Raw genomic sequence first — 13733 nt, 5'->3', positions numbered from 1 at the left:
AACGGCCCCGGACGCGTCCCTGCCCCGAGTGATGTCGCCGGATGAAGTCCAGACCATGAAACAATTGCCAGATGGCTGATGACACTCAGGGTACAGACACGCCCTCCACCGCCCCTATCAACGTTCCGGATAAGCCCGCCCTTGAGGGGCTCGAAGCTGCCCTCACGCAGCGCTGGCTTGCCGAAGGGACCTACAAGTTCAACCCGGACACCACCCGGGAGCAGGTCTACTCGATCGACACTCCCCCGCCCACCGCGTCAGGTTCATTGCACGTCGGGCACATGTTTTCCTTCACCCAGACGGATGTGCTTGCACGCTACCAGCGCATGATCGGCAAGAACGTGTTCTACCCGATGGGCTGGGACGACAACGGCCTGCCCACCGAACGCCGTGTCCAGAACTACTACGGCGTCCGCTGCGACCCTGCCATCCCGTACAACGCCGACTACCGCCCGCCGGCGCAGCCCGCCAAGAACCAGCGCGATTTCGACGTCGTCTCGCGCCGGAACTTCATCGAACTGTGTGAAGAATTGGCCGTGGAGGACGAGAAGGTCTTCGAAAGCCTGTTCCAGCAGCTCGGCCTTTCAGTGGACTGGCAGCTGACGTACCGCACCATCGATGACTCCTCGCGCCAAGTCTCCCAGCGCGCCTTCCTTGCCAACCTGGCCGCCGGCGACGCCTACATGGCGGAAGCCCCCACCCTGTGGGATGTCACGTTCCGCACTGCCGTGGCCCAGGCCGAACTCGAGGACCGCGAAGTGGCCGGCGCCTACTACCGGTACCCGTTCTTCACCCAAGACGGCGAAAAGATCTACATCGAGACCACGCGTCCCGAACTGCTCGCCGCCTGCGCCGCCCTCGTGGCAAACCCCGACGACGAGCGCTACCAACCGCTGTTCGGCAAGACAGTCACGTCCCCCGTGTTCGGCGTCGAGGTTGAGGTCAAGGCCCACCCGCTGGCCAAGATGGACAAGGGCTCCGGCATCGCCATGGTGTGCACCTTCGGCGACCTCACGGACGTCACCTGGTGGCGCGAACTCCAACTGCCCACCCGCGCCATCGTGGGCCGTGACGGCCGGATCATCGGCGACACCCCGGACTGGATCACCACCGATGCCGGCCGCGCCGCCTTTGAGGCCATCGCCGGCAAGACAGTGTTCAGCGCCAAGGAAACCGTGGTGGAGCGCCTGACCGCCGAGGACCTGATCGACGGCGAGCCGAAGAAGATCATGCACCCGGTGAACTTCTACGAGAAGGGCGACAGGCCCCTCGAAGTGGTCACGTCGCGCCAGTGGTATTACCGCAACGGAGGCCGCGACGAAGAGCGCCGCGAACGCCTGATCGCCCGCGGCCACGAGATCGACTTTCACCCGGCCTTCATGCGGTCCCGCTACGAAAACTGGATCTCCGGCCTGAACGGCGACTGGCTGGTCTCCCGCCAGCGTTTCTTCGGTGTGCCGATCCCCGTCTGGTACCCGCTGGACGCCGACGGCAACCCCGACTACGACGCACCCATTGTGCCCTCGGACGAACAGCTTCCGGTGGATCCAGCCGCCGACGCCGCGCCGGGCTATGACGAGGCGCAGCGCGATGTTCCCGGCGGCTTTACCGGCGACGCCGACATCCTGGACACCTGGGCGACCTCCTCCCTCACGCCCCAGATCGTGGGCGGCTGGAGCCGGGACGAGGACCTCTTCGCAAAGGTCTTCCCGTTTGACCTGCGCCCCCAGGGCCACGACATCATCCGCACCTGGCTCTTCTCCTCGGTGGTTCAGGCAGACGCACTGCAGAACGTCGCGCCGTGGAAGCATGCCGCCATCTCCGGCTGGATTCTGGACCCGGACCGGAAAAAGATGTCCAAGTCCAAGGGCAACGTGGTTGTTCCCACCGATGTGCTGGACGAGTTCGGTTCCGACGCAGTCCGGTACTGGGCAACATCGGCCAAGCTCGGCGCCGACACGGCCTACGAGATTGCCCAGATGAAGATTGGCCGCCGGTTGGCCATCAAGCTGCTGAACGCGTCCAAATTTGTGCTGAACCTGGGGGCCACCGAGAACTCCGTGGTCTCCACGGACCTGGCGGTGCTCACCAACCCCCTGGACCGTGCCGTGCTGGCCCAGCTTGCCGACGTGGTGCAGCAGTCAACCAAAGCGTTCGACAACTACGACTACGCCCGTGCCTTGCAGATCACTGAGAGCTTCTTCTGGCAGTTCACGGACGACTACGTGGAACTCATCAAGGACCGTGCCTACGGTGCTGCCGGCGAAGCCGAGCAGGCATCCGTCCTGGCCGCCCTGGCCACGAGCCTGGACACGCTGCTGCGCCTGTTTGCCCCGTTCCTTCCCTTCGCTACCGAAGAGGTCTGGGGCTGGTGGCGGACCGGTTCAGTGCACCGTGCTGAATGGCCGACCGCCGTTGAGGTGGATGGCGACACCACTCTGCTGGCTACCGTGGGCACTGCGCTCAGCGGTGTCCGCAAAGCGAAGTCCGAGGCCAAGGTCAAACAGCGCACCGAGGTCCTGTCCGCAACCATCACGGCCTCCGAGTCCCTGACCACGCAGCTCAAGGCCGGGCTGGGCGACCTGAAGGCCGCCGCGAACGCCCGCGAACTGACCCTGGTGGCAGGCGACGGCGACCTCACAGTCAGTGACGTGGTCCTGGCAGCCCCGGAGGAGCAGCCGACCGCCTGACCTCAGCCGGGCCCCGTAGGGTCCGCGTGCCTGAGGGTCGTCAGCCTGTTTCCTGGCAAAGGGGAAGCCCCATCAGCGTTTTGCCGTTGGTGGGGCTTCGACTTTGCGGCCATCTGGTGACGTCTTGATGGTCTGGCAGGATCCTTGGAATTTCAGGTCTTCCTACCTCGTCACTGGTAGCTTATATCTGACTTTGCCGAAGGCTGCGTCAGATATATATCACTGAATCTTTGGTTTCTGCGTCTCACTTCTTTCGAAGTGGGTAAGAACCATTCTGGTCGCGCCCCGAGGGAAGCGCAAGAGCCCCGCAAGAACTACATGAGAGTAATTCTTCCGGGGCTCGTTGCTGCCCGAAATGCCGCCGGCCAACCGGGATCAGTTGAATTCGGGGCTTTCGGTGCGGCTGCGCTTGATCTCAAAGAAGTGCGGGTAAGAGGCCAGGGTAACCGTGGCGTCCCACAACTGCCCGGCCTGTTCACCCCGCGGAATACGGGTCAGCACCGGACCGAAGAATGCTATTCCGTTGAAGGCAACAACCGGCGTGCCGACGTCCTGGCCCACCAACGAGATGCCTTCTTCGTGGCTTGCCCGCAACTGGGTGTCGAAGGCGTCCGTAGTGGCAGCGTCCGCCAGGCTTGCCGGAAGGCCACACTCGGCAAGGGCCTTGCTGATGACGATGCCAACGTCCTTCTCGCCGCCAACATGGATCAGCGTACCCATGGCGTCATACAGTGGCTTGACCACCTTGTCACCGTGCTGCTCCTTGGCGGCGATGATGACGCGCACCGGGCCCCAGCCCCTATCCATGAGCTCCCGGTAGCCGGCGTCAAGATCGCGCCCCTCGTTCAGGACAGAAAGGCTCATCACGTGCCAGATGGTCTTGATGTCGCGGACTGCTTCCACCTCACCGATCCAGCGCGAAGTGACCCAGGCGAACGGGCACAGCGGATCGAACCAGAAATCTGCTTGGTTGGTGCTCTCAGGCATGCTTAAATCCTCTGGGTTGTTGGGTATTGCGGATGTAGTGTTCGGAGGCGGGGCCGCACAGATCAGGCGGACTTACGGCGCTTGGCTACGTGCGGGATCAGGGTGGGTTCGGCCTTCTTCAGGACGACGTCCGCGGTGATGACTACGCTGGCCACGTCTTCGCGGCTGGGCAGGTCAAACATGACCGGCAGCAGCACTTCCTCCATGATCGCGCGGAGGCCACGGGCACCCGTGCCGCGCTCCAGAGCCTGGTCTGCGATGGCATTGAGTGCGTCGTCGTCGAAAGCGAGTTCCACACCGTCGATCTGGAACATCTTCTGGTACTGCCTGACCAGCGCGTTCTTGGGCGTGGAAAGGATCTGGATGAGAGCGTCCCGGTCCAGGCTCGAAACCGTGGTGATCACGGGCAGTCGGCCAATGAATTCCGGGATCAGGCCAAACTTCAGCAGGTCTTCAGGCATGACCTCGCCATAGGAGTCCACCTTGTTGCTGGCATCGTTGAGCGGCGCGCCGAAGCCGATACCCTTGCGCCCCGAGCGCGAGCCGATGATCTCTTCGAGACCGGCGAAGGCGCCTGCCACGATGAACAGCACGTTCGTGGTGTCGATCTGGATGAATTCCTGGTGGGGGTGCTTGCGACCACCCTGCGGCGGTACCGACGCAACGGTTCCCTCCAGGATCTTCAGAAGGGCCTGCTGGACACCTTCACCGGAAACATCCCGGGTGATGGAGGGGTTTTCGCTCTTGCGCGAAATCTTATCGATTTCGTCGATGTAGATGATGCCTTGTTCAGCCTTTTTGACGTCGTAGTCCGCCGCCTGAATGAGCTTGAGGAGGATGTTCTCCACGTCCTCACCCACGTAGCCGGCCTCGGTCAGCGCCGTGGCATCGGCAACGGCGAACGGAACGTTCAGCCGCCGCGCCAGGGTCTGGGCAAGGTAGGTTTTGCCGCAGCCCGTGGGGCCGATCAGCAGGATGTTGGATTTGGCGATTTCGACGTCGTCGTGGTGGCCGCCGTCCGCGAGGCTGCCGCTCTTGGGGGCGTGGCCGGCCTGGATCCGCTTGTAGTGGTTGTAGACGGCGACTGCGAGGGAACGCTTGGCGGGTTCCTGGCCAATGACGTACTCCTGCAGGAAGTCGAAGATTTCGCGGGGCTTGGGCAGTTCGAAGCTGCCCAGATCGGCGACTTCCGCGAGCTCTTCCTCAATGATCTCGTTGCAGAGCTCAATGCATTCGTCGCAGATGTAAACACCGGGCCCGGCAATGAGCTTGCGCACCTGCTTCTGGCTCTTTCCGCAGAAAGAACACTTCAGCAGATCCGTGCTCTCGCCAATCCGAGCCATATGTGAACCCCTTTAGTATCTTGCTGCCAGGCAGCTGTGCACCGTTGCTGGAATCGTGGCGGGCCTCGGAGGGCCGGCCGTGACACCTTCCACTCTAAGTCACAATTGGCCGCAAGGGTGGAAAGCGACGGCCGGTGCGGCCCAAATACTGGACTGCACCGGCCGCTGAAGAGCCTTGCTACCTGGTGATTGCCTGCGGCTTCATCTTGCGGGAATCAAGCACCTGGTCGATGAGCCCGTAATCCAGGGCCTCGGCGGCCGTCAGGATCTTGTCTCGCTCGATGTCGTTGTTGACCTGCTCAGGCGTGCGGCCCGAGTGCTGGGCCAGCGTGTCCTCAAGCCAGGAGCGCATCCGCATGACCTCCGCGGCCTGGATCTCGAGGTCCGAGGCCTGACCGCCCTGGCCGCCGGAGAGGGCAGGCTGGTGGATCAGGACGCGGGCGTTGGGCAGGGCAAGGCGCTTGCCCGGGGTGCCGGCGGCAAGGATGACGGCAGCAGCGCTTGCGGCCTGACCGAGGCAGACGGTCTGGATCTCCGGGCGGATGTACGTCATGGTGTCGTAGATCGCGGTCATGGCCGTGAAGGAGCCGCCCGGGGAGTTGATGTAGAGCGTAATGTCCCGGTCCGGGTCGGTGGACTCGAGCACCAGCAACTGGGCCATGACGTCGTCGGCCGAGGCGTCGTCAATCTGGACACCGAGGAAGATGATGCGGTCTTCGAAGAGCTTGGTGTACGGGTCCTGGCGCTTGAAGCCGTACGGCGTGCGCTCTTCGAACTGGGGAAGTACGTAGCGGCTGGTCGGAAGGTTACCGGCAGTCGATCCGAAGTTGTAGGTCATTTTTGTTGCTCCTGATCTGAATGTTCGAAAGTGCCGGGTTACTTCTCGGATGCCGACTCGCCGGAGGTGCCGTTGGCGGTGCCCCCACCGCCGGACACGGAACCGGCGTGGGCCGCAATCTTGTCGAAGAAGCCGTACTCGAGGGCTTCGGTGGCAGTGAACCACTTGTCGCGGTCGTTGTCCTTGAGGATGGTTTCCACGGACTGGCCGGTCTGGTCCGCAGTCAGTTCAGCCATGACCTTTTTCATGTGCAGGATCAGTTCAGCCTGGATCTTGATGTCCGAGGCCGTGCCGCCGATGCCGCCGGAGGGCTGGTGCATCAGAACGCGTGCGTTCGGCGTGGCATAGCGTTTGCCCTTGGTGCCCGAGGACAGCAGGAACTGGCCCATGGAGGCTGCGAGGCCGGTGGCCACGGTGACGACGTCGTTGGGGATGAACTGCATGGTGTCGTAGATGGCCATGCCAGCCGTGACGGATCCGCCGGGCGAGTTGATGTAGAGGTAGATGTCCTTTTCCGGGTTCTCCGCGGAAAGGAGCAGCAACTGCGAACAGATGGCGTTGGCGTTGTCGTCGCGCACCTCGGAGCCCAGCCAGATGATCCGCTCTTTGAGGAGCCGGTTATAGATGTAGTTGTCCTGGGCGGCCGGATCGACAGTCGCCATCCGGGGGGTCTCTGCGTGCTGTGACATGTGTACTTACCTCTCGCTGGTGACGGTGACATCACTGAACTTCACTACTTGGACACTAACCGGTTTACTGGCCGATTTGTTCGCCGGAATCGCGCTGTTCGCTGACGGCGCACGATCCCCCGGCAGCCAGCGAAGCAATGCCGTTCCCGGGCCGCGGCCTTAACGAAAGCAGCCCCTGGACCGGTTGGTCCAGGGGCTGCCGTCAGTTGCACTGCCGAGGGCGTATTAGAACTTCACGGCTGCCGGGTCGTCGCTCGGGGTGGCTTCCGTCTCCGGGGTGGCGTCCTCGGTGGACTCTTCAACGGCGGGAGCTTCTTCTTCGCCGCCGGGGCGGACGAAATCGCTGAGGTCAACGGCCTTGCCGTCGGTGTCAGTTACGGTGGCCTGGCCCAGGACAACGGCCAGTGCCTTCCGGCGGCGGACCTCGGAAACCATCATGGGGACCTGGCCGCTCTGATCGATGATCTGGGCGAACTGGTTCGGGTCCATGCCGTACTGGCTGGCGGTGGAGACGATGTAGTCGATCAGCTCGTTCTGGCTGACGTTGACTTCTTCCTTTTCCGCGATCGCGTCGAGGATGATTTCGTTCTGGAAGGCGCGGGCAGTGTTGGCCTTGACCTCTTCGCGGTGCTCCTCGGTGTCGTGCTCGCCCTCACCGTGGCCGTTGCCCTCCTTGAAGTGGGCTTCGAGCTGCTCTTCAACCACAGAGTCAGGAACGGGGACCTCGACGAGCTCAACGAGCTTGTCCAGAACCTTGTCGCGGGCCTCTACGCCCTGCTCGACAACCTTGGAGTCCGCAGCCTGCTTGGCCAGGTCTTCGCGGAGTTCAGCGAGGGTGTCGAACTCGGAAGCCAGCTGGGCGAAGTCATCGTCGGCCTCGGGGAGCTCGCGCTCCTTGACGGCCTTCAGGACGACCTTGACCTGGGCGGACTCGCCGGCGTGGTCGCCGCCCACCAGGGTGGTGTCGAAGATGGCATCTTCGTCGACGCTGAGGCCGGTCACGGCTTCGTCGAGGCCTTCGAGCATGGTGCCTGCGCCTACCTGGTAGGACAGGCCGGCAGCGGAGTCAACGTCGGCGCCGTCAATGGTGGCGGTGATGTCGATGGTCAGGAAGTCGCCATCGGCAGCGGGACGGTCCACGGACTTGAGTGTGCCGAAGCGGCCACGCAGTTCGTCCAGGGCCTTGTCCACGTCCTCGTCGGAGGATTCAGCGGCCGCTACCTCAACCTTGATGCCGGCGTAGTCCGGGAGTTCGATCTCGGGGCGGACATCAACCTCGGCGTGGAACTTCAGTTCCCCGTCGGTGGAGGTGGGGTCCGGAACTTCGGTGATCTCAACCTCGGGACGGCTCAGGGGGCGGATGCCGGATTCCTGAACTGCAGCCTGGTACCAGCCGTTGAGGCCTTCGTTGATGGCCGTCTCCAGGACGTAGCCGCGGCCGACGCGCTGGTCGATCAGCTTGGAGGGGACCTTGCCCTTACGGAAGCCAGGGACCTGGATCTGCGAAGCAACAGTCTTGTAGGCCTCGTCGATGCTGGGCTTCAATTCCTCAAAGGGGACCTCAACATTGAGCTTGACCCGCGTGGGGGTGAGGTTCTCGACAGCGCTCTTCACGGTCTAAGTACTCCTGGGGTTTGTGGGATGGGTATCTGCAAGCAATTCTTCCCCGGGCCGCGTAGGCGGTCGAGGCCGCAGAGTCGGGGTGACAGGATTTGAACCTGCGACTTCCTGCTCCCAAAGCAGGTGCTCTAGCCAAGCTGAGCTACACCCCGTAAGTGCACAGGCAAGTCTACGGTCATTCCTGCCCTGTTTGCACATTTGACACGTGGGGCATGAATTAGGTTTAGTTGTATCCGGCTTCAACAGCCAGCCCGAAGAACGCAGCAGACCGGCATACCGGCGAATCTGCTTTTTCCGGGGACGTAGCTTAATGGTAAAGCCTCAGTCTTCCAAACTGATTACGCGGGTTCGATTCCCGTCGTCCCCTCCAGACAGGCAGGGCCCCTCGACGGGGCCCTGCTTTTTTGTTTCCAAACTGCGGCTCCCGTCCCTGCTATTCCTGGCAGGCCGGGCACCAGTACAGCTTCCGGCCAACCAGTTCTGTCATGGCCACCGGTGCGGCGCAGACCCTGCACGGGAGCCCTTCCCGCTTGTACACGTAATGCGCCTCGTCCCCCGAGGGCAGCACGGCGCCTTCCTCCCAATACGCCGCCGGCGTGGTGATGATCCGCCCGTCGCGGACGCCATCGGCCATTACCGCGGCTGTATCGTCCCACAGCAACCCGGCAGCCCCTGCGGCTAAACCGTTACCGGGCAGCCACGGATTGAGCCGTTGGCGGAACAGCACTTCGGCCCGGTAGACATTTCCGACGCCGGCTATCACCTTCTGGTCCATCAGCAGCGCCGCGATGGGCGTCTTCCTCGACAACACGCCGGTCACGAAACGGGCCTTGTCCTCGCGCAGGTTCCGCAGCGGGTCCGGTCCGAGCCGGGCCAGGACGGCGCGCGCCTCGGCCTCGGTGATGGCGGCGCAGGTGGTGGCGCCGCGGAGGTCCGCCCAGCCGTGCCGGCTCACGAGGCGGACGCGGACGGCGCCTTTGGGTTCGGGCGGCCCCGCGTACCCCACCGCATCTGGGTCCTCAAAAAGTTCGTTCTCACCGATCTTCCGCGGCGCACCGATGCTGGACGCGCCGCGGAAGGTGGCATCGCCGCCAAAGTCCCAGGCGCCGTAAAGCCCCAGGTGGACGTGCAGCACCACGGCGTGGTCGAAATGCAGGAAGAGGTGCTTGCCGTGGGCACGGGAGTCCGTCAGCACTTGGCCGTCCAGGAGCGCCGCGCCGGCCGCGAACCGGCCCTGCGGGCTGCTGACGGACAATGGTTCGCCGGTAAACACGTCGCCGAACTGTTGGGCCAGGCGGCGGACTGAGTGCCCCTCCGGCACTACTCGATGACCTCGCCGGTGGCCTCATAGGCCGCGATCTTGCCGATCCGGCGGACGTGGCGCTCGTCGTTGCTGAACGGCTCGGCGAGGAAAGCTTCGATCAGCTCCGTGGCTTCCTCCACTGTGTGCTGGCGGCCCCCGACGGCCACCACGTTGGCGTCGTTGTGTTCGCGCGCCAGCGTGGCGGTGGAGTGGTTCCACGCGAGTGCTGCGCGGACGCCCTTGACCTTGTTGGCCGCGATCTGTTCGCCGTTGCCCGAACCGCCCAGGACGATGCCCAGTGCATGGACGCCCGCCTGCTGGTCCGCCACCACGGCGAGCGCCGCGTTGATGCAGAACGACGGGTAGTCATCCAGCGCGTCATACTCCTTGGGGCCGTGGTCCACCACGTCATAACCCTTGGCAGTGAGATGGCTGACCAGGTGGGCGCTGAGTTCCATGCCTGCGTGGTCGGTGGCGATGTGTACCCGCGGGAAGGCAGGGGAAGAAGTCACAGCAGTGTCCGTTCGTTTCGGGCCGGGGTCAGATCAACATCGACAAGAATACTAGGATCCGGTCTCGCCGGGACCCGGACCGGTGCCCCCGCGCTGCGCCCTCGCTGCGACGCGCGTCAGGACCTCAGCGAGCCGGGCGGCCTTCGCAGCGCTGCCGCCGCTGACCGCCACCTTGTGTCCGTCAGTTTTTCGGACGACGACGGCGGGGCCGCTGCTGACCAGCATCGCGGCGGTACCGCCGTGGTTACGGTAGCCCCACCCCCCGTAGTCGGCTGCGCGGACGTCCGCGGCACTGGCGGCGGAAATCGCGGCCGCGGGGACGTCCATGACCGGCAGGACGCCGGCCACCAGCACGCGCAGGCCCCGGCGGTCGGCCTTGACCCGGGCGAAGAGGAACGCGGCGGCCACCGCGGCAAGGCCCGCCAGGAGGGCACCAAGCCAGGGAAGCGCCACGGCAATCAGGGCGGACGGAAAGAGGCTGGCAACGGCAATCATGACAAACACGGAGCTTCGGGCGTGCACCCAGAGCCGGTACGTGTCCCCTGCCAAATCGGGATCCAGCTCACGGGCGAGCGCAAGCTCAAGGGCGCGGTCATCGTCGGGCGACCACTGGCTGTCAGCCTTGAAAACGAAACCCATGATGACTCCCAGCGCCAATGCCGCGCCGCTTCCCATCGCAAGGACGATCGCGTCCACGTGGGACTCCCGGGCATCGGCGAGCCCGGTCTGGCCTACCAGCCCCGCCGCCAGGACAGTGGTGACGAAGAGGCTCACGGACAGTCCGGCGCCCATCATGATCCGCCGCATCACGGTGGGCCGGGACAGGGGCACCGCCTGGGACAGCACCAGCCAGCCGGCGGCCAGGATCAGCGCAGCACCGCCCCCCGCATAGGCACCGAACGGCGCAAAGTAAGCGCCGCCGTCGGACGTCCAGCCAATGGCAACCGGGTTCGGAAGATCGGCACGCAGCAAAAAGGCGCTAAACACAAAAGCGCCGGCAAGGACCACCGGAAAGCCCACCGCGAAGCGCAGCGCCCTGGCATCCACCGAATCCCGGAACTTTCCCATGCTCTAACGCTACTACCGCCAGCGGCCGTGACAGAATGACTTCACTTGTGCCGGAGCAGGCCACCGCCCGCCGGCAACCGAATACTTCTGGAGGCCCCACTTGCCAGGTATGAACCTGACTCGCGCCGAAGCCCGCGAGCGTGCCGAACTCATCAACGTCGACTCCTACGAGGTCGCTCTGGACCTCACCAGGGGCGGGCAGGTCTTCGGGACCACCACCACGGTGAAGTTCACGGCCGTGCCCGGCTCCTCCACCTTCATCGACGCCGTCACCCATTCAGTGCACAGCGTCACCCTCAACGGGCAGGCACTGGACCCGGCGACTGTCTCCGACGGCGTCCGCATCCAGCTGCCGGACCTGGCAGATACCAACGAACTCACCGTGGTGGCCGACGCGCCATATATGAACACGGGCGAAGGCCTGCATCGTTTCGTGGATCCGGTCGATGGCGAGGCGTATCTGTACACCCAGTTCGAAGTGCCCGATTCGCGCCGCATGTTCGCGGTCTTCGAACAGCCGGATCTGAAGGGCACGTTCGCCTTCACCGTCACGGCACCGTCGCACTGGGACGTCATCTCCAACTCCCCCACCCCCGAGCCGGTGCCTACGGCTTCGGGCAGCGACGACGGCCCCAGCTCCGTCTGGGCGTTTGCCCCCACGCCGCGGTTGTCCTCATATGTCACAGCACTCATCGCCGGCCCGTACCAATCAATCCGCAGCGAAGTGGCCAGCTCCGACGGCCGGGTGATCCCGCTGGGCGTCTTCGCCCGGAAATCACTGATGCAGTATCTGGACGCGGACAACATCTTTGAACTGACCCGGCAGGGCTTCGAATTCTTTGAGGCACAGTTCGGCGTCGCGTATCCGTTCGAAAAGTACGACCAGCTGTTTGTGCCAGAGTTCAATGCCGGTGCCATGGAGAACGCCGGTGCTGTGACCATCCTTGAGGGCTATGTGTTCCGCAGCAAAGTCACCGGCGCGCAGATCGAACGCCGTGCCATCACCGTGCTGCACGAGCTCGCCCACATGTGGTTCGGGGACCTGGTGACCATGCGCTGGTGGAACGACCTTTGGCTCAACGAGTCCTTCGCCGAATACATGTCGCACCTCGCCGCGGTGGAAAACACCACCTTCACGAGTGCTTGGACAACGTTCGCATCAGTGGAGAAATCCTGGGCCTACCGCCAGGACCAGCTCCCCACCACGCATCCGATCTTCGCCGAAATCAACGATCTGCAGGACGTGGAAGTCAACTTCGACGGCATCACCTACGCCAAGGGCGCCTCGGTGCTGCGCCAGCTTGTGGCCTGGGTGGGGCCGGAACAGTTCATGGCCGGCGTCCGCGAATACTTCGCCAAGCACGCGTGGCAGAACACCGAGCTCAGCGACCTCATGGCGGAACTGGAAAAGGCCAGCGGCCGCGACCTTGACCAGTGGGGCCGGCTCTGGCTGGAGACCGCCGGCGTCAACACCCTTACGCCCGAACTCGAGGCGGATGCGGACGGCAAACTCACCGCCTTCAGCATCGTCCAGTCCGCCGTGGCTGAGTGGCCCACCATCCGTCCGCACCGGCTGGCCGTCGGGTTCTACAACCTGGACAGCGCCGGCAAGCTGGAACGCGTTCACAGGGAGGAACTCGACGTCGACGGCGAACACACCGAGGTGCCCGCGCTGGTTGGGCTGGCGCAGCCGGACCTGATCCTCGTGAACGATGACGACCTCGCCTACGCCAAGGTCAGGCTTGACGAGAAGTCGCTGGCCACGGCCACGGCCCACCTGAAGGATTTCGGCGACAGCCTTCCGCGCACCTTGGTCTGGAACTCCGCGTGGGACGCCGCCCGCGACGGCGAGTCCCCCGCACGCCGGTACGTGGAGCTGATCCTGGCCAACGTGGCGGCCGAATCGGACTCGTCCGTCATTCTGGTCCAGTTGCGGCAGCTGGCCACCACCTTGAACTTCTATGTTGCCGAGGAGCACCGCGCAGCCACCACCGTGGCGGCTGTGGACACCCTGTGGGACCTGGCCAGCGCAGCAGCCGGTGGCTCGGACGCCCAGCTTCAGTTTGTGAAGTCGTTCGCCCTGCTGGCTTCCAGTGGCACCCAGCTGGACACCGTGGGCGGCCTCCTGGACGGCTCTGTAGCGCTGGAGGGACTGGCAATGGACCAGGACCTGCGCTGGGAACTGCTCGCGTCGCTGGTGGCGGGCGGTCGGCTGGGCAAGGAAGAGATCGACGCGGAACTGGAGCGCGACAACACGGCCAGCGGGCAGAACGCTGCCGCACTGGCCACGGCGGCCATCCCCACCCCGGAGGCCAAGGCTGCCGCCTGGGACTCGATCGTGGTCAAGGGCGAGCTCTCCAATGCGCTGCAGGGTTCGGCAGTCAACGGCTTCATGCGCGTCCTGGACCGGTCACTGCTGGAGCCGTACGCGGAAAAATACTTCGACGCCGTTCCGGGGATCGTCGCGAACCGCACCCATGCGCTGGCCCAGCAGATCGTCGTCGGGCTTTACCCGGCGCTGCTGACAACGCAGGCCACGGTGGACCGGACGGACGCGTTCCTGGCCGGCCTCCCGGCGGATAGTGCCGCGCTGCGGCGGATGATGCTGGAAAACCGCGACGGCGTGGCCCGGGCGCTGCGGGCACGCGCGGCTGACGTCCTTCCGGGCGATGCGTAGGCTGGC

10 protein-coding genes and 2 tRNA genes are annotated in these 13733 nt (G+C 64.4%); 3 read left to right on the top strand and 9 right to left on the bottom strand.

The window, feature by feature from the left end; all coding sequences use genetic code 11:
* Positions 1-71: 71 nt before the first annotated feature.
* The gene (valS, locus tag AB4Y73_RS02460) at positions 72-2690 is read left to right on the top strand and encodes a valine--tRNA ligase (RefSeq protein ID WP_441868032.1); all 2619 of its coding nucleotides are present in this window, start codon (positions 72-74) and stop codon (positions 2688-2690) included.
* A 375-nt stretch (positions 2691-3065) separates the two neighbouring features.
* On the opposite strand, the gene AB4Y73_RS02455 is transcribed toward valS, so the two are convergent.
* From AB4Y73_RS02455 to AB4Y73_RS02430, 6 genes are all read right to left on the bottom strand, one after another.
* Positions 3066-3677, bottom strand: coding sequence for a mycothiol-dependent nitroreductase Rv2466c family protein (locus AB4Y73_RS02455; RefSeq protein ID WP_441868030.1), 612 nt, complete (start codon positions 3675-3677; stop codon positions 3066-3068).
* 62 nt (positions 3678-3739) lie between these two features.
* On the bottom strand, positions 3740-5020 hold the full coding sequence (gene clpX, locus AB4Y73_RS02450) for an ATP-dependent Clp protease ATP-binding subunit ClpX (protein WP_441868028.1): 1281 nt from the start codon (positions 5018-5020) through the stop codon (positions 3740-3742).
* 178 nt (positions 5021-5198) lie between these two features.
* The gene (locus AB4Y73_RS02445) at positions 5199-5858 is read right to left on the bottom strand and encodes an ATP-dependent Clp protease proteolytic subunit (protein ID WP_441868026.1); all 660 of its coding nucleotides are present in this window, start codon (positions 5856-5858) and stop codon (positions 5199-5201) included.
* Between the two features lie 38 nt (positions 5859-5896).
* Complete coding sequence (locus AB4Y73_RS02440; RefSeq protein ID WP_441868589.1) at positions 5897-6520, bottom strand: ATP-dependent Clp protease proteolytic subunit; 624 nt, start codon at positions 6518-6520, stop codon at positions 5897-5899.
* Positions 6521-6772: 252 nt separating this feature from the next.
* Positions 6773-8161: a trigger factor gene (gene tig, locus AB4Y73_RS02435; RefSeq protein ID WP_441868024.1), complete on the bottom strand. Its 1389-nt coding sequence runs from the start codon at positions 8159-8161 to the stop codon at positions 6773-6775.
* 83 nt (positions 8162-8244) lie between these two features.
* Positions 8245-8319: transfer RNA gene (locus AB4Y73_RS02430), tRNA-Pro, on the bottom strand.
* Between the two features lie 144 nt (positions 8320-8463).
* Between AB4Y73_RS02430 and AB4Y73_RS02425 the strand changes: the two genes are divergently transcribed.
* Positions 8464-8537 (top strand) — tRNA-Gly (locus AB4Y73_RS02425).
* A 63-nt stretch (positions 8538-8600) separates the two neighbouring features.
* Here the strand turns inward: AB4Y73_RS02425 and AB4Y73_RS02420 are convergent.
* From AB4Y73_RS02420 to AB4Y73_RS02410, 3 genes are read right to left on the bottom strand one after another with little or no spacing between them, the layout of a single operon-like run.
* Positions 8601-9488: an Fpg/Nei family DNA glycosylase gene (locus AB4Y73_RS02420; RefSeq protein WP_441868022.1), complete on the bottom strand. Its 888-nt coding sequence runs from the start codon at positions 9486-9488 to the stop codon at positions 8601-8603.
* The gene (locus AB4Y73_RS02415) at positions 9488-9982 is read right to left on the bottom strand and encodes a ribose-5-phosphate isomerase (protein ID WP_441868020.1); all 495 of its coding nucleotides are present in this window, start codon (positions 9980-9982) and stop codon (positions 9488-9490) included. The genes AB4Y73_RS02420 and AB4Y73_RS02415 overlap by 1 nt, the downstream gene beginning before the upstream one ends.
* 51 nt (positions 9983-10033) lie before the next feature.
* Positions 10034-11050 carry a hypothetical protein gene (locus tag AB4Y73_RS02410; RefSeq protein WP_441868018.1) on the bottom strand — a complete coding sequence of 339 codons (1017 nt, stop codon included), beginning with the start codon at positions 11048-11050 and terminating at the stop codon, positions 10034-10036.
* A gap of 109 nt (positions 11051-11159) precedes the next feature.
* Here AB4Y73_RS02410 and pepN point away from each other — a divergent pair, with 109 nt between their 5' ends.
* Complete coding sequence (gene pepN, locus AB4Y73_RS02405; protein WP_441868016.1) at positions 11160-13727, top strand: aminopeptidase N; 2568 nt, start codon at positions 11160-11162, stop codon at positions 13725-13727.
* The last annotated feature ends 6 nt before the right edge of the window (positions 13728-13733 follow it).

The organism is Pseudarthrobacter sp. TAF60_1, assembly GCF_052113505.1.
Taxonomy (GTDB): Bacteria; Actinomycetota; Actinomycetes; order Actinomycetales; family Micrococcaceae; genus Arthrobacter.
The sequence above is the reverse complement of the archived record's forward strand: the minus strand, read 5'-3'. Positions and strand labels throughout refer to the sequence as shown.

Coding starts and splice junctions, on each gene's coding strand:
- valS (WP_441868032.1), top strand. CDS start 72: ATGGCTGATGACACTCAGGGTACAGACACGCCCTCCACCGCCCCTATC.
- AB4Y73_RS02455 (WP_441868030.1), bottom strand. CDS start 3,677: ATGCCTGAGAGCACCAACCAAGCAGATTTCTGGTTCGATCCGCTGTGC.
- clpX (WP_441868028.1), bottom strand. CDS start 5,020: ATGGCTCGGATTGGCGAGAGCACGGATCTGCTGAAGTGTTCTTTCTGC.
- AB4Y73_RS02445 (WP_441868026.1), bottom strand. CDS start 5,858: ATGACCTACAACTTCGGATCGACTGCCGGTAACCTTCCGACCAGCCGC.
- AB4Y73_RS02440 (WP_441868589.1), bottom strand. CDS start 6,520: ATGGCGACTGTCGATCCGGCCGCCCAGGACAACTACATCTATAACCGG.
- AB4Y73_RS02410 (WP_441868018.1), bottom strand. CDS start 11,050: ATGGGAAAGTTCCGGGATTCGGTGGATGCCAGGGCGCTGCGCTTCGCG.
- pepN (WP_441868016.1), top strand. CDS start 11,160: ATGAACCTGACTCGCGCCGAAGCCCGCGAGCGTGCCGAACTCATCAAC.